Source organism: Stenotrophomonas sp. Y-13 (genome assembly GCF_046267925.1).
Taxonomy (GTDB): Bacteria; Pseudomonadota; Gammaproteobacteria; order Xanthomonadales; family Xanthomonadaceae; genus Stenotrophomonas; species Stenotrophomonas acidaminiphila_A.
In genome coordinates this window covers 2626102-2652412 of the sequence record NZ_CP176501.1, presented here as the reverse complement: position 1 = coordinate 2652412, position 26311 = coordinate 2626102, and the positions used below count along the sequence as shown (strand labels likewise).

Sequence of the window (26311 nt, the reverse complement as noted above, 5' to 3'; positions counted from 1 at the left end):
CGCCAACCGACAAGGAGCAGAAATGAATCATGCACTCCATGCGCTGCTGGCGGCGGCACTGGCCGTCGCCGGCAGTGCCGCCGCGGCGGTTCCGGTGCCGCCGGCGATCCATGCCGACGGCGTTCCGGCCATTCCCGCGGCGACCGCGGAGGCCAGCGCCCGCTACCTGGAATTCCGTCGCGCCGCTTTCCTGGGCTGGGACCCGCAGAACCGCTCGGCCCTGATCAAGACCCGCTTCGGCGGCACCGACCAGCTGCACAGCGTGCAGTCGCCGGGCGCCGCGCGCACCCAGCTCAGCTTCGAGGCCGAGCCGGTGCCCTTCGCCAGCCACGCCCCCGGCGACAGCGACCACCTGGTGGTGCAGAAGGACATCGGCGGCAACGAGTTCTTCCAGCTGTACCTGCTGAAGGACGGCCGCCTGGAGCTGTTGACCGACGGTCGTTCACGCAACTGGTTCGGCAGCTGGAGCCGTGACGGGCGCCTGTTCGGGTATGCCTCCTCGCGGCGCAACGGCGCGGACATGGACCTCTACGTGCTGGACCCGGCACGGCCGGGCAGCGACCGGATGGTCGCGCAGGTCAGCGGTGGCGGCTGGAACATTTCCGACTTCTCGCCCGACGGCGCGCATGCGCTGGCCATCAACCGGCTGTCGATCAACCACGCGGTGCTGGCCGAGGTCGACCTGCGCAGCGGCGCGATGAAGGTGTTGACCCCGGCGCGCGGGCGCGTGTCCTATGCCGATGCGCGCTATGCCCGCGACGGCCGGATCTGGGTGCTGTCCAACCGCGATTCGGATTTCGTCCGGCTGGGCAAGCTGGAGCCGCGCAGCGGCGCGTTCACCGCGGTCAGCCGCGAACCGCGCTGGGACGTGACCGACTACGCGGTATCGGACGACGAGCAGGTACTGGTCTATGCGATCAACGACGGCGGCGTGTCGCGGCTGCGCGTGGGCGACGGCGCCGGGGCCAACCTGCGGCAGGTCGACGGCCTGCCCGACGGTGTCCTGGACTGGAGCATCGGCCAGCTGCTGCAGATCGCGCCATGGGGCGAGATCGGCCTGAGCCTGTCCTCGGCCAAGGTGCCCGGCGACGTCTATTCGATCGACGCGCGGACGCTGGCGGTCCGGCGCTGGACCCGGAGCGAGGCCGGTGGACTGGACCTGGAGCGCAACCGCGAGCCGGAGCGGGTGGAGGTCGCCAGTTTCGACGGCGAGAAGGTGTCCGGCTTCCTGTACCGCCCCGATCCCGCCCGCTTCCCGGGCAAGCGCCCGTTGATCATGGACATCCATGGCGGCCCGGAAGGGCAGAGCCGGCCCGGCTTCCTCGGTGCCGACAACTATCTGCTCAATGAGCTCGGCGTGGCTCTGTTCCTGCCCAACGTGCGCGGCTCCTCCGGCTACGGCACCCGCTTCCTGGACCTGGACAACGGCCCGTGGAAGCGCGAGGACTCGGTCAAGGACATCGGTGCGTTCATTGACGCGCTGGCGGCCGATCCGGCATTGGATGCGGCGCGGTTCGCGGTCTACGGCTTCAGCTACGGCGGCTACATGTGCTATGCCTCGGCGGTGCATTACAGCGACCGTCTGCGCGCGGCCAGCTGCGCCGTCGCCATTTCCGATTTCGTCACCTTCCTGGAAAACACCCAGGCGTACCGGCGCGACCTGCGGCGGGTGGAGTACGGCGACGAGCGCGATCCGGCCCAGCGTGCCCGGCTGGCGGAGATATCGCCGTTGCGCAATGTCGGGAAGATCCGCATTCCGCTGATGGTTGCCGCCGGCGGCAACGATCCGCGGGTACCGGCTTCCGAGGCCGAGCAGATCGTCAAGGCGCTGCGCGCGCAGGGCGGCGACGCCTGGCACGTGTTGGCGCGCAACGAGGGCCACGGCTTCCACAAGCGCGAGAACCGCGATTACATCTTCTGGGCCGGCATCGAGTTCTGGAAGAAGACGCTGCTCGCGCCGGCGCAGTAGGCGCCACGGCAGGCGTCGGCATCGGCCGGCGCCTGCGCCTCAGCGGTCGTCGTGCAGCTGGCCGCCGGGCAGGAACACCCAGGTGCGGGTGACCTGCAGGATGTCGATGTCGTCGCTGGTGCGCGGCAGCGGCGGGAACGGCTGCGCCAGCTCCACCACCCGCAGCGCGGCCGCGTCCAGCAGCGGCGTGCCGCTGCTGCGCAGGATGCGGCTGCTTTCCACGCTGCCGTCGCGGCGCACGCCCACGGTGATCACCACCTGGCCGCCGAGACGGCGCTGGCGCGCTTCGTCCGGGTAGTTCAGGTTGCCCACGCGCTCGGCGCGGTCGACCCAGGCGCGCAGGTAGTTCGCGTACGCATACTCGCGGGTGCTGGCCGAGACAAACTTGCGGTTCGGGCGCTTGGCGTACTGCTCCGAGCGCAGGTGCACTTCGGCGGCCAGCCGTGCCATCTCCGCGTCGCGCTGTTCGCGCGCGGTCACCGGCGCGTCCGGCGCGGGGCGTTCGGGCAGCGGTTGCGGCTGCGCCTGGGCCACCACGTCCTCGCCGCGGGCGCTGCTGACCACGCGCGCCTGCGGCGGCGGGGGCGCGGCGGCGGCCTGGCGTTGCGTCGGCACCGGCGCGATGCCGTCATCGGCGCGTGGCACGATGCCGGCCTGGCTGTCGCGCGGCCGTTGCGGCGTGTCGTGGTCGCCGCCGCCCTGTTGGTTGGCCTGGGCCAGGAAATCGGCCTGTTCCGGCGTCAGCGGCGTGCTGGTCTGGCTGAAGATCACGTCCAGCGTCGGTACCAGCGGCGCGTTGCCGCCGACCGCGAAGCCCACCCCCAGGATCAGCAGCCCGTGCACCAGCAGCGAGAGCGTCAGCGTGGCGCCCAGCCGTTGCTGCTCGGTGATGCGCGCCGGCGGCGGCAGGGCATCCACGGGGATGCTCATCGCCGCAGGCCGGCCTCGAGCGCGTCGAACAGCTGGCCGGCGATGTTCAGGCCGAACTGGGCGTCGAGCTCGCGGGCGCAGGTCGGGCTGGTGACGTTGACCTCGGTGAGGTAGTCGCCGATCACGTCCAGGCCGACGAAGCGCATGCCGCGCCGCTTCATCTCCGGGCCGACCTGGGCGGCGATCCAGCGGTCGCGCTCGCTCAGCGGGCGGCCTTCGCCGCGGCCGCCGGCGGCCAGGTTGCCGCGGAACTCGTCGCCCTGCGGGATCCGCGCCAGGCAGTAGTCGACCGGCTCGCCATCGATCAGCAGGATGCGCTTGTCGCCGGCGCTGATGTCGGGGATGAAGCGCTGCGCCAGCGCCAGCCGGCGGCCACCATCGGTGAGCGTTTCCAGGATCACGTTGAGGTTGGGGTCGCCGGTGCCGCTGCGGAAGATCGAACGCCCGCCCATGCCGTCCAGCGGCTTCAGTACCACCTGGCCGTGCTCGAGGGCGAACGCCTTGAGCGCGGCGGCGCTGCGGCTGACCAGGGTCGGCGGGCAGCATTGCGGGAACAGCAGCGCGGCCAGCTTCTCGTTGTAGTCGCGCAGCCCCTGCGGATCGTTGACCACGCAGGCGCCGGCGGCCTGGGCCACCGACAGCACCTGGGTGTCGTACAGGAACTCGCCGTCGAACGGCGGATCCTTGCGCATCAGGACGATCTGGCCGGGGCCGAACGTGGTGCGGGTGTAGCTGCCCAGGGTGAACCAGCCGGCCGGGTCGTCGCGCACCTGCAGCGGCGCGGTCTCGGCCACCGCGGCGCCGCCCTCGAGCGCCAGCCCGCCGGGGCGCACGTAATGCAGGCGGTGGCCGCGCCGCTGGGCTTCCAGCAGCATGGCGAAGGTGGTGTCCTTGGTGATCTTGATTTGGGCGATGGGGTCCATCACCACGATGACGTCCAGCATGATCCACGGCCGTTCGGGTCAGGCGGCGATGGTAGCGCCCCGGCACGACGGGCGCCCAGCGCCACGCGCGGTCCGGAGCGTTGCGGGGCTGAATGGCCCCGCGCAGCGACTGCGATGGGGTTCACACTGCGGGCGGCGATGGCCCTGCGCTGACGGCGGCCCTTGACAGTTTGCGGCCGGGCTGGGATATAGACCGCTTTCGCAGCAGCTCCACGTTCAGATGGCGCGCTGCGCGCCCGGGGAAATCGCAATGGTTGAAAACATGGCTGCGGGTGGGGAACTCGCAGGGTTGAAGGTGATGGTCATCGACGATTCGAAGACCATCCGCCGTACCGCCGAGACACTGCTCAAGCGCGAGGGCTGCGAGGTCGTGACCGCGACCGACGGTTTCGAGGCATTGGCCAAGATCGCCGACCAGCAGCCGCAGATCATCTTCGTCGACATCATGATGCCGCGGCTGGACGGCTATCAGACCTGCGCGCTGATCAAGGGCAACCAGCTGTTCAAGTCCACGCCGGTGATCATGCTGTCCTCCAAGGACGGCCTGTTCGACAAGGCGCGCGGCCGCATCGTCGGCTCCGAGCAGTACCTGACCAAGCCTTTCACCCGCGAAGAACTGCTGGGCGCCATCCGTACATACGTCAACGCCTGACCAGGGGGTAAGGCACATGGCTCGAATCCTGTTGATCGAGGACTCACCGACCGACCGGGCGGTGTTCACGCAATGGCTGGAGAAGGCCGGGCACGAAGTGCTCGCCACCGACAATGCCGAGGACGGCCTGCAGATGGCGCGCAGCCAGGCGCCGCAGCTGGTGCTGATGGACGTGGTGCTGCCCGGCATGAGCGGGTTCCAGGCCACCCGCGCGCTGTCGCGCGACGAGGCCACGCGCGGCATCCCGGTGCTGATCGTCAGCACCAAGAGCATGGAGACCGACATGGCCTGGGGCATGCGCCAGGGCGCGTCGGATTACGTGGTCAAGCCGCCGCGCGAGGACGACCTGATCGCGCGGATCAACAAACTGGTGGGTTGATGCGATCTCCCTTCGACATCCTCGAGGCCTATGAGCGGCGCAGCCTGGCGCACGCGGTGCAGTTGCCGGAACGGCATTTTTCCGCCGACGTGTGGCGTGGCGTGGGCTACCGCATCGGCAGCCGGCGCCTGGTGTCCGATTTCCGCGAGGTGGTCGAGATCGTGCCGATGCCGCCGGTGACCCCGGTGCCGGGCGCGCAGCCCTGGCTGCTGGGCGTGGGCAACCTGCGTGGCAACCTGTTCCCGGTGGTGGACCTGAAGTACTTCCTGGAGGGGCAGCGCACCGTCCAGCAGGAAGGCCACCGGGTGCTGATCATGCGCCAGACCGGCGGCGACGTCGCCATCAGCATCGACGAGCTCTACGGGCAGCGTAGTTTCGAGCTGTCCGCCCGGGTGCCGGCCGGCGACATCGCCCAGGGCCGCTACACCCATTTCGTCGAGCACGCCTTCAATGACGGCGACCACGACTGGGGGGTGTTCTCGCTTTCCCTGCTGTCGCGCACGCCTGAATTCCGGCAGGCCGCCGCCTGAGTGCGGGCCCGCCTTTCCGTATTGGATACCGAGGTCGAAACATGAGTACTGCTCCGGACGCCGCCAAGACCAGCAAGCTTGGCAACGTGAGTACCAATTTCTGGTTGGGCCTGCTGGTGCTGTCGATGATCGTGTTCGGCGCCAATACCGGCGTCGCGACCTGGCAGGGCAGCCGCCTGGCCGGCGCGGGCACCGGCGCGGCCGACCTGCAGGTGCTGTCGCAGCAGCTGGCCAACCAGGGCCGCGAGGCGGTGGCCGGCAACCGCGCGGCCTACGCCGCGTTCAAGGACACCCGCGCGCGGGTCGACCGCACCGTGGGTGAGCTGCAGGGCCGGTTCGGCCAGGAGGCCGGCGTGGCCACGCCGCTGCGGCAGCTGGTCGAGACCTGGCAGCCGCTGTCCAAGAACGCCGAGCAGATCGTGGCCAGCGAGCCCGCGGTGCTGGCGCTGGCCGGCAACGCCGACAGCTTCGTCGGCGCGGTGCCGCAGCTGCAGGCGCAGCTGAACGAAGTGGTGCGCGCGATGACCGCCGGCGGCGCCCAGTCCAGCCAGATCTACAACGGCCTGCAGCAGGTCGTGGTGGTCGGCTCGATGGCCCGCCGCGTCACCGAAATCCGCGCCGGCGGCCCCGGCGCCAGCGGCGCCGGCGACGCGCTGGCGCGCGACATGACGGTGTTCACCCAGGTGCTCGAAGGCCTGCGCAACGGCAGCGAGGAGCTGGGCATCGCCGCGGTGCGCAACCCCGCCGCACAGGTGGCGCTGGAGCAGTCGGCCAGCCAGTGGACCAAGATGAAGAAGGACGCCGACGCGATCCTGGCCAGCTCGCGCAACCTGTTCGCCGCGCAGTCCTCGGCCGCGGCGCTGGCCAGCGGCTCGGACCGCATGCTGGACAACAGCCGCAAGCTGTTCGACGCGTTCTCCGCGTTCGGCTCCACCCGCGACACCCGCATCTTCCCGAACTTCTGGTGGAGCGTGGTGTTCGGCGCGCTGTCGGTGCTGTCGATCATCGGCTTCGTGTGGAGCACGGTGCGCAGCCGCTCGCGCGAGCAGGAACTGCGCTACCAGACCCAGGTGGAGTTCAACAGCCGCAACCAGCAGGCGATCATGCGCCTGCTGGACGAAATCAGCTCGCTGGGTGAAGGCGACCTGACGGTGAAGGCCTCGGTGACCGAGGACATGACCGGCGCCATCGCCGACGCGATCAACTACGCCGTGGACGAGCTGCGGCACCTGGTGACCACCATCAACGACATCTCCAGCAAGGTGGCGGTGTCGGCGCAGGAAACCCAGGCCACCGCCATGCAGCTGGCCGAGGCGGCCGGCCACCAGGCCGACGAGATCACCAGCGCCTCGGACCGCATCGGCGAAATCGCCTCGTCCATCGAACAGGTGTCGCGCAACTCCAGCGAGTCGGCCGAAGTGGCGCAGCGCTCGGTGGTCATCGCCACCGAGGGTGCCGGCGTGGTGCGCCAGACGATCCAGGGCATGGACCAGATCCGCGACCAGATCCAGGAAACCTCCAAGCGCATCAAGCGCCTGGGCGAGTCGTCGCAGGAGATCGGCTCGATCGTGGAACTGATCAACGACATTTCCGAGCAGACCAACATCCTGGCGTTGAACGCGGCCGTGCAGGCGGCGTCGGCCGGCGAGGCAGGCCGCGGTTTCGCGGTCGTGGCCGACGAAGTGCAGCGACTGGCGGAACGTACCTCCGGTGCGACCCGGCGTATCGAAGGCCTGGTGCAGGCCATTCAGGCCGACACCAACGAAGCGGTGACCTCGATGGAACAGACCACAGCCGAAGTGGTGTCGGGCGCGCGCCTGGCCGAGGACGCGGGTACCGCGCTGACCGAAATCGAACGCGTGTCCAACGCGCTCAACACCCTGATCAAGAACATCTCCATTGCCGCCCACCAGCAGGCCGCCGCCGCTACCGACATCACCCAGACCATGGGCGTGATCCGGCAGATCACCGGCCAGACCTCGCAGGGCGCCGGGCAGACCGCCGATTCGCTGGGCCAGCTCAACCAGCTGGCGGCGGACCTGCGGCGTTCGGTGGCCGACTTCAAGCTTCCGGCCTGAACCGGTTGAACGGGCGGGGATGGAAAGGAACCAGCAGATGAAGTGTCGTCATACCGCACAACAGGGCCGCCCGGACGGCAAGCGAACGATGCTGCACGGGAGAGTGCGATGAGTACCTTGCGCGATGCGATGAGCCACGCGGCGCTGGGCTGGGTCAAGCCGGAGCTGGACGAGACCCTGCGCCAGGCGCGCAGCGAGATCGAGTACTTCGTCGAGGACCCGGCCGATGCCAGCCGCATGCGCTTCTGCGCCGGCTACCTGCACCAGGTGCAGGGCACGCTGCGGATGGTCGAGCTGTATGCCCCGGCGATGGTCGCCGAGGAGCTGGAGCTGCTGGCCGACGCCGTGCGCGAGGGCGCGGTGCCGGACCGCGACGAGGCCTGCGCCACCCTGATGCGCGGCACCGTGCTGCTGCCCGACTACCTGGAGCGCCTGCAGAACGGCCATCGCGACATCCCGATCGTGCTGTTGCCGCTGCTCAACGAGATCCGCGCCGCGCGTGCCGCCGAGGGCATCAACGAAGGCGTGCTGCTGGCGTTTGATCCGGAAGCGGGCAAGGCCAGCGAGGCCGAACTGGAACACGCGCGCGGCAGCCTGCAGGGGCGCAACCGCGAGCTGCTGGACACGGTCGGCAACGCGGTCAAGGAAGAACTGCTGCGGATCAAGGACGCACTGGACCTGCACGTGCGCACCGGCGGGGCGACCGCCGACCTGCAGACCCAGGTCAACGAGCTGGGCGCGGTGTCCGACACCCTGGGCGTGATGGGGCTGGGCGTGGCCCGCGGCGTGGTCGCGCAGCAGCGCGACGCGTTGCGCGAGGTGGTGGAAGGCAGCCGTCCCATCGACGACAACCTGCTGCTGGACATCGCCGGGGCGCTGCTCTACGTCGATGCCTCGCTGGACGACCAGGTCGCCTACCTCGGCGCCGCGCTGGAAGGCGACGAGGATCCGGCCGCGGTGGAGACCCGGCGCACGGTCGAAGTGCTGGCGCATGAAGCCATCGCCAATTTCGCCGCCGCGCGCGAGGCGTTCGTCGCCTTCATCGAGACCAACTGGGACCACGCGCGCCTGCAGGACGTGCCGCGCCTGCTCGACGAGGTGTCCGGCGCGCTGCGCATGCTCGACCTGCGGGTGCCGGCGGACTACATGAACGGCATCCGCCAGTACATCGGCGTGGAGCTGATCGGGCGCAAGCGCATCCCCGGCGGGCGCCAGCTGGACACGCTGGCCGACGCCATGGCCAGCCTCGAGTACTACCTGGAGGCGCTGCGCGAGCGGCGCCCCGGCCGCGAGGAGATCCTGGACATCACCCGCAGCAGCCTGGAGGCGCTGCGCTACTGGCCGGTACCCGCCGTGGGCCGGCAGGAGGACGCCGCCCCGGCGTTCGCCATCGATTTCCAGGAAGCGGTGGAGGCGGCGCCCGCTGCCGCCGCGCCGGCGCCGGTCGAGGTGCCGCAGGCACCCGTGCAGTCGCCCGCAACGGCCGCCACGCCGCTGGTGTTCGGTGATGCCATCCATGCGCCGCCGCCGTCGACCGCGCCGGTTGCGGAACCGCCGCCGCTGCCGTCGTGGGACGCCGGCGACGGCTTCGGGGCGTTCGATCCGGTGGCCGCCGAAGGGCTGCCGGCTGCGGCCGAGGCGGATTTGAGCGTCGCGCCGCTGGATCTTTCTGCCGATACCGGGCTGGCGCTGGAGCCGTTCGCTGCCGATGACGCCAGCGACGCAGTTACCACGGATGCCGCTGCGCCGGGCGTCGCCGCTGGCGAGCTGGGCGATGCCGCCACGTGGACGCCGGACGAGGCCATGCCGGATCCGTCCGCGGCGCCGCTGTCGTTCGACGCGTCGTCGTTCGGCTTCGCCGACGGCGACACCGCCGCACCCGCGGCGGCCGCCGGGAACGAAGCCGATACCGCCGCCGCTGCGGCCGGTGGAACGCCGGCCCCGGACCACGAGATCGCCGCATTCCTGGCCGAGCTGGACAAGGCCGCCGCGTCCTTCGATCCGCTCGCTGCCGAGGCCGCCGAGGCCGATGTGGCGCCGGCGCCGCTGCTGGACGCGCCGGTGGTGCCGCTCGCGGCCGATGCCGGCGAAGGCGTGGATGGCGGCTTCGACAACGACGCCGAGCAGATCGACCAGGACATCCGCGAGGTGTTCATCGAGGAGTTCGACGAAGAGCTGCAGAACCTGGGCCGGCTGCTGCCGGCGTGGCGCGCCGCGCCCGAGAGCATGGAGCGCCTGCGCCCGGTGCGGCGAGTGTTCCACACCCTCAAGGGCAGCGGCCGCCTGGTCGGCGCACGCACCTTGGGCGAGTTCAGCTGGAAGATCGAGAGCATGCTCAACCGCGTGCTCGATGGCAGCCGCCCGGCCAGCCCGGCGGTGGTTACCCTGGTCAGCCAGGCGTATGACGTGCTGCCGCAGTTCAACGCCGCCCTGCGCGGCAACGGCCGCATCCATGCCGACGTGGCCGGCATGCAGGACGTCGCCGACCGCGTTGCCGCGGGCGAGGAAGCGTTCCATGTTCCCGGCGCGTCCCCGGCGCCGGTCACCGCCGCGGCCGCGCCGGTCGCCGCGCCCGCTGCCGGTACCCCGGCATCGGTGGACAGCGTGCTGCGCGAGATCCTCGAAGCCGAAGTGGGACAGCACCTGGCCACCGTCGAGGCGTGGCTGGCGCAGTCGCAGTCGCAGCCGCAGCCGGTGAGCGAACAGCTGCTGCGCGCCGTGCACACCATGAGCGGTGCCTTCGCCATGACCGAGGTGCCGGAGATCACCGCGGTCACCACGCCGGTCGAATCGTTCGTCAAGCGCTCGCTGGCCAATGCCGTGGTGCCCAGCGCCGCGGGCGTCGCCGCGCTGGGCGAGGCCGCCACCGCCGTGGCCACCACCATCACCGCGCTGCAGGCACCGTCGCCGCTGATCCCGTCGTTCGCGCCGCTGGCCGCGCGCCTGCGCGAACTGGCCGACGCCCTGCCCGAGGCGCAGTGGCCGCCGCAGGTGCACGAGGAGCTGGACGAGGAGGCCGATGCCATGCCGTCGGCGGCCACGGTGCCCGCAGCGTCCGCACCGGCGCCGCTGCCGGTGGAGCAGGAGCTGGCCGGCATCGGCGATCTTTCCGCCTACTTCGACCCGGCGCTGCTGGAAGCGTCGTTCGCGGATGTCCCCGCGCATGATGCCGCCGCCAGCGGAGATGCGTCCGTTCCCGCCCCTGCGGCGGAGGAGACGGTTGCGCTGCAGGTGTTCGAGTGGCTGGAGGACGATGCGGCCACGGGCGACGTGGAGGCTGCGGTCGCCGCTGCGACCGACGCCGGGCTGGAAAGCGCCGGCGCGCTGCAGGACACGGTGGCGGACGTCGACGCCGGCGCTGTGCTGCCGGATGACGCCGGGCAGGCGCTCGCGCCGGCCAACGGCTTGGCGCAGGCGCAGGATGCGATGCCGGCCGATGCGGACATGCCGCGCCAGGCCGGGGAGCGCGATGCCATCGCGGCCGATGCCGGCATCCAGTTTGTCGACGCCGCACCGTCGGCGGTCGACGATACCGCGCCGCAGGGCAAGGCAGGCCACGACGACGCGTTGGCCGTGACCGATGCCGTGGCGACGACCACCGATGAAGCCATGGACGACCTGCCGCCGTCGCTGGAGGTCGCGCCGCTGGCGCCGGCGTCCGGCCAGGACCAGGCCGCCGCCGACGACGCGGCGCTGGATGCCCGGTTCGGGATCCAGGCGGGTACCGACGCCGATAGCAACGCCGAGGCCGGCGTTCACAGCGGCGCGGAAGCCGGCAGCGAAGCCGAAGGCGAAAGCCAGCTCCAGGCCGTCACCGGCAACGAAGCGGAAGCCGACATTGAAATCGAGGCCGAAGCTGAAGCCGGCATCGAAGCGGAAGTAGAGGCCGAAGCCGAAGCCGAAGCCGAAACCGGCATCGAAGCCGATGCCGACGTTGAAGCCGAGGCCGAAGCCGAAGCGCGAGTTGAAGGCGAGCGTCACGACATCCACGACGCCGACGCCGACGCCGGGAGCGACGCCCGCGTCGAGCCCGCGTCGCCGACCCCGTCGCTGCATGACGCCGAGGCGCCGGCTGTCGCCGCCGAAGCGGCCGCGTTCGATGCCGGCCCGCTCGATTTCGAAGATCTCGACCGTGAACTGGTCGATATCTTCGTCGAGGAAGGCAAGGACCTGCTCGACCATTGCGATCGCCTGATCAGCGAGCTGCGCTCGGCGCCGGAAGACCGCGAGCTGCTGGCCGGGCTGCAGCGCGACCTGCATACGCTCAAGGGCGGCGCGCGCATGGCCGGCATCAACGCCATCGGCGATCTCGGCCACGCCATCGAGTCGCTGCTGGAAGCGGTGGCGGCCAGCCGCACCGAGATCGGCCGTGGCGACGTGCAGCTGCTCGAACGGGGGTTCGACCGCCTGCACCAGTTGCTGATCCGTACCGGTGCGCACCGCGCGGTGCAGATGCCGGTCGACCTCATCGAGGCGTTCGAGGCGCGTACCGCCGGTGGCGGCGAAGCGCTGGAAGCGGCCGTGCCGGTGGACGCCGTGCCGCCGTCGCCGCAGGCCGCGGCAGCGACCACCGTCGAGGTGCTGGACGCAGCGGCCGAACAGGAATGGCAGGCGGCGGGCGCCGCCGCCGATCCGGCAGCGTCGTCGCCGGCCGATGCCGCAGGCGTTGTGGCGCCGGACAGCCAAGCCGTTGCGGAAATTGACGCCGTCACCGGAGTCGACATCGAAGTCGGCGCCGACGCCGTTGCAGCGCCGGCGACCGCGGTCGAACCGCAGCCGGTAGCTGCCGCGGCCATCGCCAGCGAGCCGTTGTCGCCGCCGGTGGTCGAGGCCCAGGCCGTCGACGAGGAAGGCACGACCCGTACCCAGGAGCAGGTGCGCGTCCGCGCCGACCTGCTCGACCGCTTGGTCAACCATGCCGGTGAAGTCGCGATCTACCGCTCGCGCCTGGAACAGCAGCTGGGCGCGTTCCGCAGCGCCATGGCCGAGCTGGACCGCACCAACGCCCGTCTGCGCGACCAGCTGCGCCGCCTGGACCTGGAAACCGAGGCGCAGATCGTCGCCCGCTACCGCCGCGAGCAGGAGCAGGCCGACCAGGCATTCGATCCGCTGGAGCTGGACCGCTTCTCGACCCTGCAGCAGCTCAGCCGCGCCCTGAACGAATCGGCGGCCGACCTGGGCGGCCTGCAGGGCGTGCTCGACGACCTGTCGCGCAATTACGACGCCCTGCTGCAGCAGCAGTCGCGGGTCAGTTCCGAACTGCAGGACGGGCTGATGCGCGCGCGCATGGTGCCGTTCGACGGCCTGGTGCCGCGCCTGCGCCGCGTGGTACGCCAGGCCGCGCAGGAACTGGGCAAGCAGGTGCACCTGAACCTGGAAGGCACCCACGGCGAACTCGACCGCAACGTGCTCGATCGCATGGTCGCGCCGCTGGAGCACATGCTGCGCAACTCCGTGGCCCATGGCCTGGAGACGCCGGCGCAGCGCCTGGCCGCCGGCAAGCCGGAGGAGGGCGCGATCACCCTGCGCCTGCGCCGCGAAGGCTCGGAAATTGTGCTGGAAGTGGCCGACGACGGCGCCGGTCTCGACCGCGAGGCGATCCGCCGCCGCGGCGAGCAGCGCGGTTTGATCCAGCCGGGCGAACAGTTGGACGACGCGCGCCTGGACAACCTGATCTTCGCGTCCGGTTTCAGCACCAGCGAGCAGGTCAGCCAGCTCGCCGGCCGCGGCGTGGGCATGGACGTGGTGCGCAACGAAGTGCGCCAGCTCGGCGGCTCGGTGGACATCCACTCGGTGCGCGGCCAGGGCGTCACCTTCACCCTGCGCCTGCCGCAGACGCTGGCCGTCACCCAGGCGGTGTTCGTGCGCATCGGCGAGACCACCTTCGCGGTGCCGGTGGCATCGGTCAGCGGCATCGGCCGCATCGCCCGCGAGCGTTTCGAGTCCGGCCAGGGCGGTTACCACTACAACGGCGAGGACTTCGCGCTGCACGACCTGGGCACGCTGGTCGGGCAGGCCGCGGCCAAGGCCGAGGGCCAGCCGCAGATCCCGCTGCTGCTGGTGCGCGCCGGCGACCTGCGCGCCGCGGTGGCGATCGACCAGGTGCTGGGCAACCGCGAAATCGTGGTCAAGCCGGTCGGCCTGCAGATCGCCTCGGTACCGGGCATCTACGGCGCCACCATCACCGGCGAAGGCAACGTCGTGGTGATCCTGGACGTGGCGCCGCTGGTGCGCCGCCACCTTTCGCAGCCGCAGCAGCCGGTGGAAGTGGCGGCCGTCGGCCAGCAGCGGCATGTGCCGCTGGTGATGGTGGTGGACGACTCGCTGACCATGCGCAAGGTCACCGGCCGCGTGCTGGAACGCCACAACTTCGAAGTGGTGGCGGCGCGCGATGGCGTCGAGGCGCTGGAGCGGCTCGAGGAGCGGGTGCCCGACCTGATGCTGCTGGACATCGAAATGCCGCGCATGGACGGTTACGAGCTGGCCACCGCGATGCGCGCCGATCCGCGTTACAAGGAAGTGCCGATCGTGATGATCACCTCGCGCAGCGGCGACAAGCACCGCCAGCGCGCATTCGAGATCGGCGTGCAGCGTTATCTCGGCAAGCCGTACCAGGAGCTGGATCTGATGCGTAATGTCTATGACCTGCTGGGGATCGCCCGTGTCCGCGAGTGACCGCCCCAGCGCCCGGCCCGTGGCGCTGCTGGCGCGCCCCGGCGTCGCCCGCGAGCGCCTGCGCGAGGCGGTGCTCGCCGCCGGTGGCGCGCTGGTCCTGGAAGAAGACCCGGGCGCGTTGGACCCGGCCGTGTTGCAGGCACTGGGCCCGACGATGGTGCTGGTGGCGCTGGAACCGGCGCTGGAGGACGCGCTGGAACGCCTGGCCCCGGCCCTGGAAGGGCCGCAGCTGGAGCTGATGTTCGAGGAGGCCGAGCTGGCCGCGCGCCGCGAAGGCTGGGACGCACAGCGCTGGACGCGCCATCTCGCCGCCAAGCTGCACGGCCATGACCAGGTGCTGCCGCCCGGCCAGGAAGAGGACGCGTTGACCCTGCCGGAGCCGGGCATGCCCGAGCGCCCGGCCGAGCGCCATGCCGATGCGCCGCTGCAGTTCCATGTCGAGGAGGCCGCGCAGCACCTGGACGAGGTGCCGGTCGACACGCTCTATGCGCCGCCGCCAGCCGGTCACGACCGGCCCGAAGTGCTGAGCTTCGAGGAGTTGATGGCCATGGCGCCCGCCAGGGCCGAACCCACCCCCGCGCCGGCCGTGCCGCCCGAACTGCCGCCACTGGCCGACGCCCAGGCGCCGCTCGCGGCCGGTGCGCCGTCGCTGCCGGGCAGTTTCCACAGCTGGTCGCTGCTCGACGACGACGCCTATGTCGCGCCCGCCGCGGCGCCCGCGTCGGCCGCCGAGGTGGCTCAGGCACCGGCCGACGCCGCCGACGTTATCGACACCGGTGGGTTCTCGCTGGTCGCACTGGAATCGGACGCGGAGGCCGCCGCCCAGGGCGCGGTGCTGCTGCTGGCCGGCATCGGCGGCCCGGATGCGGTGCGTCGCCTGCTGAGCGCGCTGCCTGAGGATTTCCCGCTGCCGGTGCTGGTGCAGATGCGCCTGGACGGCGGCCGCTATGCCAACCTGGTCAAGCAGATGTCGCGCGTCGCCGTGCTGCCGGTCGCCCTGGCCGAGGCCGGGCAGGCGCTGGAAGGCGGCAATGTCTACGTGCTGCAGGACGGTGTCGGGGTGGCGTCGCAGGCCGGCGGCCTGCGCTTCGCCGACGGCACCGCGCCGGTGTTGCAGGCATTGGCGGTGGAACGTTCGGCGGTGGTCATGCTCAGCGGCGCCGATCCGTCGCTGGTGCCCGATGCGCTGGCGTTCGCCGAGCGCGGCGGCTGGGTGGCCGGACAGAGCGGCGATGGCTGCTACGACCCCGAAGCCGCCAGCCAGCTGGCCGTGGCCGGGCATCCGGCCGGGCCGCCGGAATACCTCGCCGGCGAGCTGGTCCAGCGCAGCTACGGCTGAGCCGCACACGAGCAAGGAACCGACCATGAGTTATGCAAGCAACGATGAAGTCCGTGGCGTCCTGATCCAGGCCGGCGCCGAGCGCGTGCTGCTGCCCAATGCCACCGTCGCCGAGATGATGTCGCGGGTGCCGGTGCAGCCCATCGAGGGCGCCCCCGACTGGCTGGCCGGCTACATCGCCTGGCAGGGCTGGGAAGTGCCGCTGCTGTCCTACGCCCGCTTCAACGGCGGCGACGAGCCGGTCTCCGGCAGCAACAAGGTGGTGGTGCTCAAGGCGCTGGGCGGCAACCCGGAGATGCCGTACTTCGCGCTGCTGACCCAGTCCTTCCCGCAGCTGATCGCGGTGCCGCGCGACGGCCTGCTCGCCGACGCTTCCGAGGAAAGCCTGCCGCAGGGCGTGCACATGCGCGTGCTGCTGGGCGAACAGAGCGCGCTGCTGCCGGACCTGGACGCGATCGAAAGCGCGGTGGTCGCCGCACTGGCGGCGGTGGCCTGAAGCCACCCCATCGATGCGGGGCCCGCCCCGCACGGGCATTGCCGGCAGGTCCGCGTGTGGGGCAAGCGCCACGATACCTACGTGGGCACGATCACCGGCAATACGCGCCAGGCTGCCATCTGCGCCGTAGGTGCGGGGCTTGCCCCGCACGGGCATTGTCGATCAGGTGGCGTTGCAGGCGGGGCAGGCCGCGCATCCCCGGTGCGCCATGCAGCACACCGCGCACCGCCGTGCGCTCCTACAGGTCGATCAGGTGGCGTTGCAGGCGGGGCAGGCCGCGCATCCCCGGTGCGCCATGCAGTACACCGCGCACCGCCGTGGGCTCCTACAGGTCGCCCAGCCGCGCTTGCAGTGCGGCGATGGCGGCCAGCCCCGCGGTCTCGGTGCGCAGGATGCGCGGCCCCAGCTGCAGCCCCTGGAAGCCGGCGTCGGCCAACTGCTGGCGGTCGCGTGGCGACCAGCCCCCTTCCGGGCCGATGGCGATCACCACCCCGCCGGCCGGCGCCGGCGGCAGCGCCGACAGCCGGTGTGCGCCCTGTGGATCCAGGGTCAGGCGCAGGCTCTGCGCCGGCAGCGCTGCCGCCGCCGTGGCCAGCGCCTGCGGGGCCGACAGCGCCGGGATGCGGGCGCGGCCGGACTGGCCGCAGGCCGAGCCGATCACGCTGCGCCAATGCGCGATGCGCTTCTCCGCGCGCGCGGCATCCAGCTTCACTTCGGTACGCTCGGCGTTGACCGGGACGATCGCGGTCACGCCCAGCTCGGTCGCCTTCTGCAGGATCAGGTCCATCTTCTCGCCGCGGGCGATGCCCTGCAGCAGGGTGATCGCCAGCGGCGATTCGTTGTCCAGCGCCTGCGTGGCGTCGATCCGTACCTGTACCTCGCGCTTGCCCACCGCCAGCAGCGTCGCCGTGTAGTCGCTGCCGTCGCCGTTGAACAGCACGCAGGCATCGCCCTCGCGCAGGCGCATCACCCGCACCAGGTGGTTGGCGGCGTCCTCGGGCAGGGTCACGGTCTGCCCGGCGTGCAGCGGCAGTGCCACGGGGCAGCGGGTCAGGCGCATGCGCGGCTCCGGCAGGGCGGGGTCATCGTCGCGGCGGCGGGGTCTGCTAGCATTTCGGGCTCATGGAAACGTATCTGCCAGTGCGCATTCTAGCGATCCGCCCGTCCTCCGCCCGGAGCCCCGCATGAGTCGCCGGTTGCCGCTCATCCATCGCGTGCGCGGGGAGGACATCGGCCCGTTCCACCAGGAACACCTGGACCTGGAGTTCTCCAACGGCGAACGTCGGCATTTCCAGCGGCTGGTCAGCCGCGGCCACGGCGCGGTGGTGGTGGTGCCGATGCTGGACGCGGACACCGTGCTGCTGGTGCGTGAATACGCCGCCGGCCTGCACCGCTACGAACTGGGGCTGGTGAAAGGGCGCATCGACGCCGGCGAAACCCCGCAGCAGGCGGCCGACCGCGAGCTCAAGGAAGAGGCCGGCTATGGTGCCCGCCGCATCGACGTGCTGCGTACGCTGACCCTGGCGCCGACCTACATGAGCCACCAGTCGTGGCTGGTGCTGGCGCGCGATCTCTACCCCGAGCGCCTTGCCGGCGACGAACCCGAGGAGCTGGAAGTGGTGCCCTGGAAGCTGGCCGAGCTGGACGCGCTGATGCTGCGCGAGGATTTCTCCGAGGGGCGCTCGCTGGCGGCCCTGTTCATTGCCCGCGAATGGCTGGGGAAGGCGCCATGAGCGTCCTCGATCCGTCGCTGCGCGAGGCCGTCATCGGCATCGCGCGGCAGGCCGGCGCGGCCATCATGCAGGTCTATGCCGATGGTTTCGACGTCGCCCACAAGGACGACCTGAGCCCGCTCACCAGCGCCGACCTGGCCGCGCACCACGTGATCGTGCACGGCCTGTCGCAGCTGACTCCGGACCTGCCGGTGCTGTCGGAGGAATCGGCGCAGCTGCCGTGGGAGGCGCGCCGCCAGTGGCAGGACTACTGGCTGGTCGATCCACTGGACGGCACCCGCGAGTTCATCAAGCGCAACGGCGAGTTCAGCGTCAACATCGCGCTGATCCGCGAGGGCGTGCCGGTGTTCGGCGTGGTGCAGGCACCGGTCACCGACGTCGTCTGGCACGCCCTGCGCGGCGATGGCGCGTGGCGCCGCGAGGGGGGGCGCGAGGATGCCATCCTCACCCGGCGGCCGCCGGCGCTGCCGCTGCGGGTGGCGGCCAGCCGCTCGCACCGCGATGCGCGCACCGGCGAACTGCTCGCGCGCATGGGCGAGATCGAACTGGTGGCGCAGGGCTCGTCGCTGAAGTTCTGCCGCATCGCCGAGGGCACGCTGGACGTGTACCCGCGGCTGGGGCCGACCAGCGAGTGGGACACCGCCGCCGGACAATGCGTGCTGGAAGCGGCCGGTGGCGTGCTGCTGGCCGCCGATACCGGCGAGCCGTTCCACTACAACCGCCGGCCGCGCCTGCTCAATGGCGACTTCATCGCGCTGGGCGACCCGTCGCTGCCGTGGCGCGACTGGGTGGCCGCGCCGTGAGCGCCGGCGACCTGGGCGAGCCGGGCGACGTCGCCACCCTGCTGCGGATCATGGCGCGCCTGCGCGATCCGCAGGGCGGCTGCCCGTGGGACCTGCAGCAGGATTTCTCCAGCATCGCGCCGTACACGATCGAGGAAGCCTACGAGGTCGCCGACGCGATCGACCGCAACGACCTGGCCGGGCTCAAGGACGAACTGGGCGACCTGCTGCTGCAGGTGGTGTTCCATGCGCAGATGGCCAGCGAGCAGGGCGCGTTCGCCTTCGCCGACGTGGTCGCGGCGATCAGCACCAAGCTGCTGCGCCGGCACCCGCACGTGTTCGGCGATGCCCGGGCCGACGACGCCGGCCAGGTGGTGGAGAACTGGGAGCAGATCAAGCAGCGCGAGCGCGCCGACGCCGGCGATACCGACGACTCGGCGCTGGCCGGCATCGCCCGCGGCCTGCCCGAATGGCAGCGCGCGCTGAAACTGCAGAAACGCGCGGCGCGTACCGGCTTCGACTGGCCCGACGTTGCGCCGGTGCTGGACAAGCTGCGCGAGGAGGTCGACGAGGTGCAGGCCGAGTTCGAAAGCGCCGCGCATCCCGGCCGCCACGCGCGGCTGGAGGACGAGATCGGCGACCTGCTGTTCGTCTGCGCCAACCTGGCCCGCCACGCGCGGGTGGATCCGGGCAGCGCACTGCGCCGCGCCAACATCAAGTTCGAGCGCCGCTTCCGTGCCATGGAGGCGCTGGCCGCCGCGCGCGGGCAGGTGATGTCCGCGCTGGACCTGGCGCAGCAGGAAGCGCTGTGGCAGGCGGTCAAGCGCGGGGAACAGGACACGCCGTGATCAAGACCCTGGCGCTGTTCGCGGTGACCGCGCTGGCCGAGATCGTCGGTTGCTACCTGCCGTGGTTGTGGCTGCGCCAGCAGGGCAGCGCCTGGCTGTTGTTGCCGGCGGCGGCCAGCCTGGCGCTGTTCGCCTGGCTGCTGACCCTGCACCCCACCGCAAGCGGCCGTGTCTACGCCGCCTATGGTGGCGTCTACGTCTGTGTCGCACTGCTCTGGCTGTGGCGCGTGGATGGGATCGCGCCGACCCGGTGGGACCTGCTCGGCGCCGGGCTGTGCCTGCTCGGCATGGGCGTGATCATGACCGGTCCCCGCGCCGGCGCGGCCTAGGGCGCTATGCTGCGCGCATCGCCCGTCGAGGGATGCGTCATGGCCCGTTTCGGCAGCTTCCGCGAGTTCTATCCGTTCTACCTGAGCGAACACCGCAACCGCACCTGCCGCCGGCTGCATGTGCTGGGCAGCGCCGCCGCCCTGCTGTGCCTGCTGGCGGCGCTGTTGAGCGGGCGCTGGCCGTGGGCACTGGCCGCCCTGGGCTGTGGTTACGGCTTCGCCTGGGCCGGGCATCTGTTCTTCGAGAAAAACCGCCCGGCCACATTCAGCCACCCGCTGTATTCGTTCGTCGGCGACTGGGTGATGTTCGCCGCGGTACTGCGCGGCCGGCTGCCGTTCTAGCCGGCGCCGGCTGGCTATACTCGGGCCGGCAACCCGACGAATCGAATTCACAAGGAGCGTACTGATGGGCGGCGGTTTTTTTCTCGCGGCGGTGATACTGGTGGGCGGTGCGATCGTGCTGTTCAAGACGGTGCGCATGGTGCCGCAGGGCTACGAATGGACGGTGGAGCGCTTCGGCCGCTACACCCACACCATGTCGCCGGGCCTGCACTTCCTGATTCCGGTGGTCTATGGCGTCGGCCGCAAGGTCAACATGATGGAGCAGGTGCTGGACGTGCCCAGCCAGGAAGTCATCACCAAGGACAACGCGGTGGTGCGGGTGGACGGCGTGGTGTTCTTCCAGGTGCTGGACGCGGCCAAGGCCGCCTATGAGGTCGCCAACCTGGAGGTGGCGATGATCGCGCTGGTGCAGACCAACATCCGCACCGTGATCGGCTCGATGGACCTGGACGAATCGCTGAGCCAGCGCGAGACCATCAACGCGCAGCTGCTGAGCGTGGTCGACCATGCCACCAATCCCTGGGGCATCAAGGTCAACCGCATCGAGATCCGCGACATCCAGCCGCCGCGCGACCTGGTCGATTCGATGGCACGGCAGATGAAGGCCGAGCGCGAGAAGCGCGCGCAGATCCTGGAGGCCGAGGGCCTGCGCCAGGCCGAGATCCTGCGCGCCGACGGCGAGAAGCAGGCGGCGGTGCTGGAAGCCGAAGGCCGCAAGGAGGCCGCGTTCCGCGACGCCGAGGCGCGCGAGCGGCTGGCCGAGGCCGAAGCCAAGGCCACCGCGATGGTGTCCGAGGCCATCGCCCAGGGCGACGTGCAGGCGATCAACTACTTCGTCGCGCAGAAGTACGTGGAAGCCTTCCGCGAACTGGCCAGCTCGCCCAACCAGAAGCTGGTGCTGATGCCGATGGAGGCCAGCGGCGTGATCGGCTCCATCGCCGGTGTCGCCGAACTGGCCCGCGAGGCCTTTGCCCGGCAGGAAGAACGCAAGGCATCGCCGTCGCGCGGCAACCCGCCGCCGCTGGGGCGCTGAGCCATGCGCTGGGAGGTAGTGGGCTGGGCGGCGCTGGCGGTGCTGCTGTTCGCCGCCGAGGCGATGGCGCCGGGCGCATTCATGCTGTGGATGGGCTTCGCCGCCACCGCCGTGTTCCTTGCGGTGTGGGCGTTCGACGGGTTCAGTGTGCTGGCCCAGGTGGTGTTGTTCGTGGTGCTCAGCTTCGTCTCGATCCAAGTCTACCGCACCTGGTTCCGCCGCCGTGACCGGCCCAGCGACCAACCCTTGCTCAACCGCCGCGCCGAGCAGCTGATCGGCCGGGTGGTGGTGCTGGACCAGGCCATCGCCAACGGCGTCGGCCGGGCCCAGGTCGACGATGCGTTCTGGGTCGTGGCCGGCCCGGACCTGCCCGCCGGCAGCCGCGTGCGGGTGGTGGCGGTGGACGGCATGACGCTGAAGGTGCAGGACGCCTGAGGCAGGGCGGCGCGGGTTCCGCGCCGCCATGGGCGCGGCCCGGGCCATCTGGGATAATGGCCGCTTTCCTTGCATGGAACGGCCATGACCCTGAAGACTCTCCTCAACGAAACCCACCGCTCGCTCGGCGCCAAGATGGTCGATTTCGGCGGTTGGGACATGCCGATCCATTACGGTTCGCAGATCGACGAGCACCACCTGGTGCGCCGCGCCGCGGGCATGTTCGACGTCAGCCACATGACCGTGGTCGACCTGAAGGGCGCGCGCACCCGCGAGTTCCTGCGCCAGCTGCTGGCCAATTCGATCGACAAGCTCAAGGTCACCGGCAAGGCGCTGTATTCGTGCATGCTCAACGCGCAGGGCGGGGTGATCGACGACCTGATCGTCTACTTCCTGGCCGACGATTTCTTCCGCATGGTGGTCAACGCCTCCACCCGCGAGAAGGACCTGGCCTGGATCCGCCAGCATGCTGCGGCATTCGACGTGGAAGTGGTCGAGCGCGAGGACCTGGCGATCGTCGCGGTGCAGGGGCCGCAGGCGCGCGCGCTGGTCGCCGGCCTGGTCGCCGAGGGCGACCGTGCCGCGCTGGACAAGCTCGGCCGCTTCGCCGCGCTGGACGTCGCTTCCGTCGATGGCGTGCCGCTGTTCGTGGCACGCACCGGTTACACCGGCGAGGACGGTTATGAGGTGCTGCTGCCGCAGGCGGCGGTGGTCGGCTTCTGGAACGCGCTGCTGGCCGCGGGCGTCAAGCCGGCGGGCCTTGGCGCGCGCGACACGCTGCGCCTGGAAGCCGGCATGAACCTCTACGGCCAGGACATGGACGAGGGCGTCACCCCTTACGAAGCCGCGCTGGCCTGGACCGTCGCCCTCGACGAGGGCCGTGCGTTCATCGGCCGCGACGTGCTGGAAGCGCAGAAGGCCGCCGGCAACGCACGGCAGATGATCGGCCTGGTGATGGACGACAAGGGCGTGCTGCGCCACGGGCAGAAGGTGCTCACCGCCAACGGCGAGGGCGAGATCCTGTCCGGCACGTTCTCGCCGACGCTGGGCAAGGCGATCGCCTTCGCCCGGGTGCCGGCCGGCGAGCCGGGCGACGTGCGCGTGGACATCCGCGGCAAGGAAGTGCCGGTGCGCGTGGTCAAGTTCCCGTTCGTGCGCGACGGCCAGCCGCAGCCCGGCATCAACGCCTGACAATCCCGCGGCCGCGCGGGGCACCGCCCCGCGCCGTCCGTTAAACTACGCATCCACCCCGTCCACCGTTTCTTCGGAGCAGTTCCATGAGCGAGATCCCCGGCGACCTCAAATTCCTCAAATCCCACGAATGGGCCCGCGTCGAAGGCAATGGCCGCGTCACCGTCGGCATTTCCGACCACGCGCAGGGCCTGCTGGGCGACCTGGTCTACGTCGAACTGCCCGCCGTGGGCGACACGGTGCAGGCCGGCAACGCCGCCGCCGTGGTCGAGTCGGTCAAGGCCGCCTCCGACGTGTACAGCCCGGTGTCCGGCACCGTGGTCGAAGTCAACGAAGCCCTGGCCGACAAGCCGGAAACCATCAACGAGGACGCCTACGGCGAAGGCTGGCTGTTCGTCGTGGAGATGTCCGAGCCGGAGCAGGTGAACGAGCTGCTGGGGCCGGACGACTACGCCGAGCTGCTGGAAAACGACGACCACTGATCCGGTTGCTTCGCGCCCACCGGAACGGCCGCCTCGTGCGGCCGTTTCTTTTTTCATCGCCCCGCGTCGCTGGCAGCGTGTCGCTGGCCGGCATGCCGTCGATGCACGCGCACGGTCGGCGCCGCGACGGCGGCGTCCATCGCCTGGTTCGGTGATGTGCGGTTGTCGCCCGTGCGCGTCGACGCGCGATGCCCGGGCGCCCGGCGAAGCGACAACCGGTGGCGACCATCGTGATCGGCGCGGACGCCCGCGATGGCTCCGGCAGGCGCCGATTGTTTGCGCAAAACCTTCCCCGCGATGCGCGCGGGCACGCTCGCGGCGCAACCAAACCAGGTCGCGCCGCCATTTTTTTTTCACACGCCCGGAACCGCGGTCGCGGCGTCGGCGTTTGTGCGCCCGGCGCCGCGGTGCGTGCGCGCCGCGAACGAATAGTGCTTTTTTTACGGTGTTTTTCGCATGCGCCGACATGGCGTGCGCAGTGCATGCGGCGGCGTCGCCGGATGTGCGGGCGGCAATGGCGGGCGTTGCCGGCACGGTTGGTGTGAAGCTTTCCGAAAAAAGTTGCGCGCGGGTAGTTGACAGTAAAAAAAACCGTGATTAGGTTTCGCCCAGCAGACCTTTGCTGCGGAAGCGAGTGAGCCGGATCAACATTCAGATGCGAAGCACAACCTGGACGTCCGCCACGATTGCACGGATGGTGGAGCAGGAGTCGCTTCCTTCCGCGAAACACCCCCCGAACAAGACATGGCACCCGTGGCGGGAATCGTTGCGGGTGTTTCTGTATCCGTCACGATGCGGCTGACGCATCGTCGGTCCTCCGCGATACACCGCGGATTTGCTTCAACTGGGCATTTCAATTCCATAGATCACTGACGAGGAGCCATCCAATGGCCACGAAGAAAGCTGCGAAGAAGCCGGCCGCCAAGAAGGCGGTGAAGAAGGTCGCGAAGAAAGCTGCTGCCAAGAAGGCAGTGAAGAAGGTCGCAAAGAAGGCCACCGCCAAGAAGGCAGTGAAGAAGGTTGCCAAGAAGGCGACCGCCAAGAAGGCAGTGAAGAAGGTCGCCAAGAAGGCCACCGCCAAGAAGGCGGTGAAGAAGGCGGCGAAGAAGGCCACCGCCAAGAAGGCGGTGAAGAAGGTCGCCAAGAAGGCCACCGCCAAGAAGGCGGTGAAGAAGGTCGCCAAGAAGGCTACGGCCAAGAAGGCGACCGCCAAGAAGGCGGTGAAGAAGGTCGCGAAGAAGGCTGCTGCCAAGAAGCCGGCCGCCAAGAAGGTTGCTGCCAAGAAGAAGCCGGCTGCCCGCAAGAAGAAGGCGGCTCCGGTCGCGCTTCCGGCCACCCCGGCGCCGCTGATCTGATCCAGCGCTGAAGCTGTACCTGGAACTCCTTCCCCGACTGCCCAGCGGGGAGGGAGTTTTTTTATGCGCGCGCGTCACCCAGGCGCGGCCGGGGTGACGCCTGGTAGCGGGGACGACAGGCACCGCCGCGGACATCTGCCGGCGAACGGCCGCGCGGTCGCGCGGTGACGCGACGCATCGCCTGCCGCCCGCGCCGCTCCATCGGCGCTGGCGGCAGGCGCAGGTGCGCCGACGCCGCGCGACGCCGGGTGCCGGAGACGCAGCAACGAAAAAGGCGGCCGAAGCCGCCTTGTCGGTGTGTCCCCCGGGCGCCGGGTCAATGCGGAGACGCGGTGGCCCGGTCGGAGGCGACGCCCTTCCTGCCACGCGGCGGATTGGCCGGGGTCTCGTCCGCCATCAGGTTGTCGCTGCCGAAGTCGGTGTCGACGTCCAGCCAGCGCTGCGTCGGCAGGCCGAGGGCACGGTCGAGGATGGTCGGCATCAGCCCGCTGGGCACGCTGCTCTCGCCATTCCACATCACCGCGATGCCGAGATCGCGCTCGGGCAGCAGCGCGACCAGGCCGCGGTAGCCCTGCACCGCGCCGGCGTGGAACACCACCGTATGGCCGGCGTAGTCGAACACGCGCCACCCCAGTGCATAGCCGGCCGAGTCCAGCCGCTGGCGGCGCCAGCCCGAACGCATCTCGCCCGGCGTGTTGACCAGCGGTGCGTGCAGGGTCGCCAGCAGCGGTGCCGGCAGCACGTCGGGGCGATGCCCGGTGTGCGCCAGCAGCCACTGCGCCATGTCGCTGGCGCTGGCGTTGACCCCGGCGGCCGGGGCGACCCGGTAGTAAGTGGGCTTGGGCGACAGCGAAACCCAGCCGTTGCGGCTGCGCACGTGCGGGCGCGCCCAGCGCGGACTGGCCTGGATGCCGGCCAGGCCGAGGCTGGCATCGTTCATGCCCAGCGGCTTGAAGATGCGGCGCTCGACCGCCTGCTCGTAGAAGCTGCCCGAGGCCGCATAGACCACGTCGCCGATCAGGCTGAAGGCGACGTTCTGGTAGGCGTAGCATTCGCCGGGCTCGCACTTGAGCGGCGCGCTGGCGAGCTTGCGGGTCAGCGTGTAGTAGTCGGCGTTGGCCTCGATGTCGCGGTCGTACGCGTTGTACGGCAGGCCGACGCGGTGGCTGAGCACGTCGGCCACGGTCAGCCGGCCGGTGGCCTCGGGCGTGGCCAGCTGGAAGCCGGGCACGTAGTCGGTGACCTTGCTGTCCCAGCGCAGGGTGCCGTCGTTGACCAGCAGCCCGGCCATGGTGCCGGCGAAGGCCTTGGACAGCGATGCCAGGCGGAAAACGGTGTGCGCGTCCACCGGCTGCGGATTGCCGATGTCGGTGACGCCGAAGCCGCGGGTGGACAGCACGCGGCCGTTGTGCACGATCGCCATCGCGATGCCGGGCACGCGGTTGCCGTAGGTGAGTTGTTCGGCCATCGATTCGATGGCGGCGACATTGAAGCCCTCGGGCAGGGCTTGCACCTGGTCCGGGCGCAGCGCCACCCGGTAGGGCATCGGCTGCGTCGGCGACTGCATCGGCGCGTTCTCGAGGTTCACCGGCAGCGGCGGGGCCGATGCAGGCAGCGGCTGCGGCGCGGTGGGCGTCTGGGCGGTGGTCGACAGTGCGAAGGGCATCAACACACCGAGCAATCCCGATGCCACCGGACGGAAACGCCGGCGTCTGCTGTTCTCTTTCATCGTGATCGATGCCTGCTAGCTAAGGCTGTCGCCGATTCTAGCGCCGCTTTTCTGGATTGC

Annotated in this window: 22 protein-coding genes; 18 read left to right on the top strand and 4 right to left on the bottom strand. The window is 70.4% G+C overall.

The features are described 5' to 3' along the window. Positions 1-22: 22 nt before the first annotated feature. Complete coding sequence (locus ACJ7VY_RS12050; RefSeq protein WP_409475695.1) at positions 23-1969, top strand: S9 family peptidase; 1947 nt, start codon at positions 23-25, stop codon at positions 1967-1969. A gap of 39 nt (positions 1970-2008) precedes the next feature. Here the strand turns inward: ACJ7VY_RS12050 and ACJ7VY_RS12045 are convergent, their stop codons facing one another. Both ACJ7VY_RS12045 and gshB read right to left on the bottom strand, forming a co-directional pair. Next, positions 2009-2899: an energy transducer TonB gene (locus ACJ7VY_RS12045; RefSeq protein ID WP_313247714.1), complete on the bottom strand. Its 891-nt coding sequence runs from the start codon at positions 2897-2899 to the stop codon at positions 2009-2011. After that, the gene (gene gshB / locus ACJ7VY_RS12040; RefSeq protein WP_161613553.1) at positions 2896-3846 is read right to left on the bottom strand and encodes a glutathione synthase; all 951 of its coding nucleotides are present in this window, start codon (positions 3844-3846) and stop codon (positions 2896-2898) included. Before gshB ends, ACJ7VY_RS12045 begins: the two co-directional genes overlap by 4 nt. 247 nt (positions 3847-4093) lie before the next feature. On the opposite strand from gshB, the gene pilG reads away from it, so the two are divergent. The 7 genes from pilG (at position 4094) to ACJ7VY_RS12005 (ending at position 15992) form a co-directional block, all read left to right on the top strand. Then, entirely contained in the window at positions 4094-4495 is a 402-nt protein-coding gene (gene pilG / locus ACJ7VY_RS12035) for a twitching motility response regulator PilG (RefSeq protein ID WP_054667142.1), read from the top strand. Between the two features lie 16 nt (positions 4496-4511). Continuing rightward, entirely contained in the window at positions 4512-4874 is a 363-nt protein-coding gene (locus ACJ7VY_RS12030) for a PleD family two-component system response regulator (protein WP_055771240.1), read from the top strand. Beyond that, complete coding sequence (locus tag ACJ7VY_RS12025; protein WP_409475694.1) at positions 4874-5404, top strand: chemotaxis protein CheW; 531 nt, start codon at positions 4874-4876, stop codon at positions 5402-5404. Before ACJ7VY_RS12030 ends, ACJ7VY_RS12025 begins: the two co-directional genes overlap by 1 nt. Positions 5405-5445: 41 nt before the next feature. Beyond that, positions 5446-7482: a methyl-accepting chemotaxis protein gene (locus tag ACJ7VY_RS12020; protein WP_104939350.1), complete on the top strand. Its 2037-nt coding sequence runs from the start codon at positions 5446-5448 to the stop codon at positions 7480-7482. 108 nt (positions 7483-7590) lie between these two features. Next, a complete protein-coding gene (locus ACJ7VY_RS12015; RefSeq protein ID WP_409475693.1) occupies positions 7591-14157 on the top strand; it encodes an Hpt domain-containing protein in 6567 nt (2188 codons plus the stop codon). Further along, positions 14144-15496, top strand: coding sequence for a chemotaxis protein CheB (locus ACJ7VY_RS12010; protein WP_409475692.1), 1353 nt, complete (start codon positions 14144-14146; stop codon positions 15494-15496). The genes ACJ7VY_RS12015 and ACJ7VY_RS12010 overlap by 14 nt, the downstream gene beginning before the upstream one ends. Positions 15497-15521: 25 nt before the next feature. Next, complete coding sequence (locus ACJ7VY_RS12005) at positions 15522-15992, top strand: chemotaxis protein CheW (RefSeq protein WP_104939346.1); 471 nt, start codon at positions 15522-15524, stop codon at positions 15990-15992. A 325-nt stretch (positions 15993-16317) separates the two neighbouring features. On the opposite strand, the gene ACJ7VY_RS12000 is transcribed toward ACJ7VY_RS12005, so the two are convergent. Beyond that, the gene (locus ACJ7VY_RS12000) at positions 16318-17052 is read right to left on the bottom strand and encodes a 16S rRNA (uracil(1498)-N(3))-methyltransferase (RefSeq protein WP_161613526.1); all 735 of its coding nucleotides are present in this window, start codon (positions 17050-17052) and stop codon (positions 16318-16320) included. Between the two features lie 124 nt (positions 17053-17176). Between ACJ7VY_RS12000 and nudE the strand changes: the two genes are divergently transcribed. The 10 genes from nudE (at position 17177) to ACJ7VY_RS11950 (ending at position 24522) form a co-directional block, all read left to right on the top strand. Then, positions 17177-17725 (top strand): ADP compounds hydrolase NudE, encoded by a 549-nt coding sequence (gene nudE, locus ACJ7VY_RS11995; protein WP_240212174.1) that lies wholly within the window; start codon positions 17177-17179, stop codon positions 17723-17725. Then, on the top strand, positions 17722-18528 hold the full coding sequence (gene cysQ, locus ACJ7VY_RS11990; RefSeq protein WP_240212173.1) for a 3'(2'),5'-bisphosphate nucleotidase CysQ: 807 nt from the start codon (positions 17722-17724) through the stop codon (positions 18526-18528). Before nudE ends, cysQ begins: the two co-directional genes overlap by 4 nt. 50 nt (positions 18529-18578) lie before the next feature. Beyond that, positions 18579-19355 carry a nucleoside triphosphate pyrophosphohydrolase gene (gene mazG, locus ACJ7VY_RS11985; RefSeq protein ID WP_409476812.1) on the top strand — a complete coding sequence of 259 codons (777 nt, stop codon included), beginning with the start codon at positions 18579-18581 and terminating at the stop codon, positions 19353-19355. Then, the gene (locus ACJ7VY_RS11980; RefSeq protein WP_240212307.1) at positions 19355-19684 is read left to right on the top strand and encodes a YnfA family protein; all 330 of its coding nucleotides are present in this window, start codon (positions 19355-19357) and stop codon (positions 19682-19684) included. Before mazG ends, ACJ7VY_RS11980 begins: the two co-directional genes overlap by 1 nt. 39 nt (positions 19685-19723) lie before the next feature. Continuing rightward, entirely contained in the window at positions 19724-20026 is a 303-nt protein-coding gene (locus ACJ7VY_RS11975) for a DUF962 domain-containing protein (RefSeq protein WP_104939344.1), read from the top strand. A 64-nt stretch (positions 20027-20090) separates the two neighbouring features. Beyond that, positions 20091-21059 carry an SPFH domain-containing protein gene (locus ACJ7VY_RS11970; protein WP_104939343.1) on the top strand — a complete coding sequence of 323 codons (969 nt, stop codon included), beginning with the start codon at positions 20091-20093 and terminating at the stop codon, positions 21057-21059. Positions 21060-21062: 3 nt separating this feature from the next. After that, complete coding sequence (locus ACJ7VY_RS11965; RefSeq protein ID WP_409475691.1) at positions 21063-21494, top strand: NfeD family protein; 432 nt, start codon at positions 21063-21065, stop codon at positions 21492-21494. An 84-nt stretch (positions 21495-21578) separates the two neighbouring features. Then, positions 21579-22685 carry a glycine cleavage system aminomethyltransferase GcvT gene (gene gcvT / locus ACJ7VY_RS11960; protein WP_313232723.1) on the top strand — a complete coding sequence of 369 codons (1107 nt, stop codon included), beginning with the start codon at positions 21579-21581 and terminating at the stop codon, positions 22683-22685. Positions 22686-22771: 86 nt separating this feature from the next. Next, positions 22772-23167, top strand: coding sequence for a glycine cleavage system protein GcvH (gene gcvH, locus ACJ7VY_RS11955; RefSeq protein ID WP_104939340.1), 396 nt, complete (start codon positions 22772-22774; stop codon positions 23165-23167). An 887-nt stretch (positions 23168-24054) separates the two neighbouring features. Continuing rightward, positions 24055-24522, top strand: a complete 468-nt coding sequence (locus tag ACJ7VY_RS11950) for a hypothetical protein (RefSeq protein ID WP_409475690.1) — start codon at positions 24055-24057, stop codon at positions 24520-24522. Positions 24523-24838: 316 nt separating this feature from the next. Here the strand turns inward: ACJ7VY_RS11950 and ACJ7VY_RS11945 are convergent, their stop codons facing one another. Further along, on the bottom strand, positions 24839-26251 hold the full coding sequence (locus ACJ7VY_RS11945) for a serine hydrolase domain-containing protein (protein WP_409475689.1): 1413 nt from the start codon (positions 26249-26251) through the stop codon (positions 24839-24841). Positions 26252-26311: the final 60 nt, after the last annotated feature.

Coding starts and splice junctions, on each gene's coding strand:
- ACJ7VY_RS12050 (WP_409475695.1), top strand. CDS start 23: ATGAATCATGCACTCCATGCGCTGCTGGCGGCGGCACTGGCCGTCGCC.
- ACJ7VY_RS12045 (WP_313247714.1), bottom strand. CDS start 2,899: ATGAGCATCCCCGTGGATGCCCTGCCGCCGCCGGCGCGCATCACCGAG.
- pilG (WP_054667142.1), top strand. CDS start 4,094: ATGGTTGAAAACATGGCTGCGGGTGGGGAACTCGCAGGGTTGAAGGTG.
- ACJ7VY_RS12030 (WP_055771240.1), top strand. CDS start 4,512: ATGGCTCGAATCCTGTTGATCGAGGACTCACCGACCGACCGGGCGGTG.
- ACJ7VY_RS12025 (WP_409475694.1), top strand. CDS start 4,874: ATGCGATCTCCCTTCGACATCCTCGAGGCCTATGAGCGGCGCAGCCTG.
- ACJ7VY_RS12020 (WP_104939350.1), top strand. CDS start 5,446: ATGAGTACTGCTCCGGACGCCGCCAAGACCAGCAAGCTTGGCAACGTG.
- ACJ7VY_RS12015 (WP_409475693.1), top strand. CDS start 7,591: ATGAGTACCTTGCGCGATGCGATGAGCCACGCGGCGCTGGGCTGGGTC.
- ACJ7VY_RS12005 (WP_104939346.1), top strand. CDS start 15,522: ATGAGTTATGCAAGCAACGATGAAGTCCGTGGCGTCCTGATCCAGGCC.
- ACJ7VY_RS12000 (WP_161613526.1), bottom strand. CDS start 17,052: ATGCGCCTGACCCGCTGCCCCGTGGCACTGCCGCTGCACGCCGGGCAG.
- nudE (WP_240212174.1), top strand. CDS start 17,177: ATGAGTCGCCGGTTGCCGCTCATCCATCGCGTGCGCGGGGAGGACATC.
- cysQ (WP_240212173.1), top strand. CDS start 17,722: ATGAGCGTCCTCGATCCGTCGCTGCGCGAGGCCGTCATCGGCATCGCG.
- mazG (WP_409476812.1), top strand. CDS start 18,579: ATGGCGCGCCTGCGCGATCCGCAGGGCGGCTGCCCGTGGGACCTGCAG.
- ACJ7VY_RS11975 (WP_104939344.1), top strand. CDS start 19,724: ATGGCCCGTTTCGGCAGCTTCCGCGAGTTCTATCCGTTCTACCTGAGC.
- ACJ7VY_RS11970 (WP_104939343.1), top strand. CDS start 20,091: ATGGGCGGCGGTTTTTTTCTCGCGGCGGTGATACTGGTGGGCGGTGCG.
- ACJ7VY_RS11965 (WP_409475691.1), top strand. CDS start 21,063: ATGCGCTGGGAGGTAGTGGGCTGGGCGGCGCTGGCGGTGCTGCTGTTC.
- gcvT (WP_313232723.1), top strand. CDS start 21,579: ATGACCCTGAAGACTCTCCTCAACGAAACCCACCGCTCGCTCGGCGCC.
- gcvH (WP_104939340.1), top strand. CDS start 22,772: ATGAGCGAGATCCCCGGCGACCTCAAATTCCTCAAATCCCACGAATGG.
- ACJ7VY_RS11950 (WP_409475690.1), top strand. CDS start 24,055: ATGGCCACGAAGAAAGCTGCGAAGAAGCCGGCCGCCAAGAAGGCGGTG.
- ACJ7VY_RS11945 (WP_409475689.1), bottom strand. CDS start 26,251: ATGAAAGAGAACAGCAGACGCCGGCGTTTCCGTCCGGTGGCATCGGGA.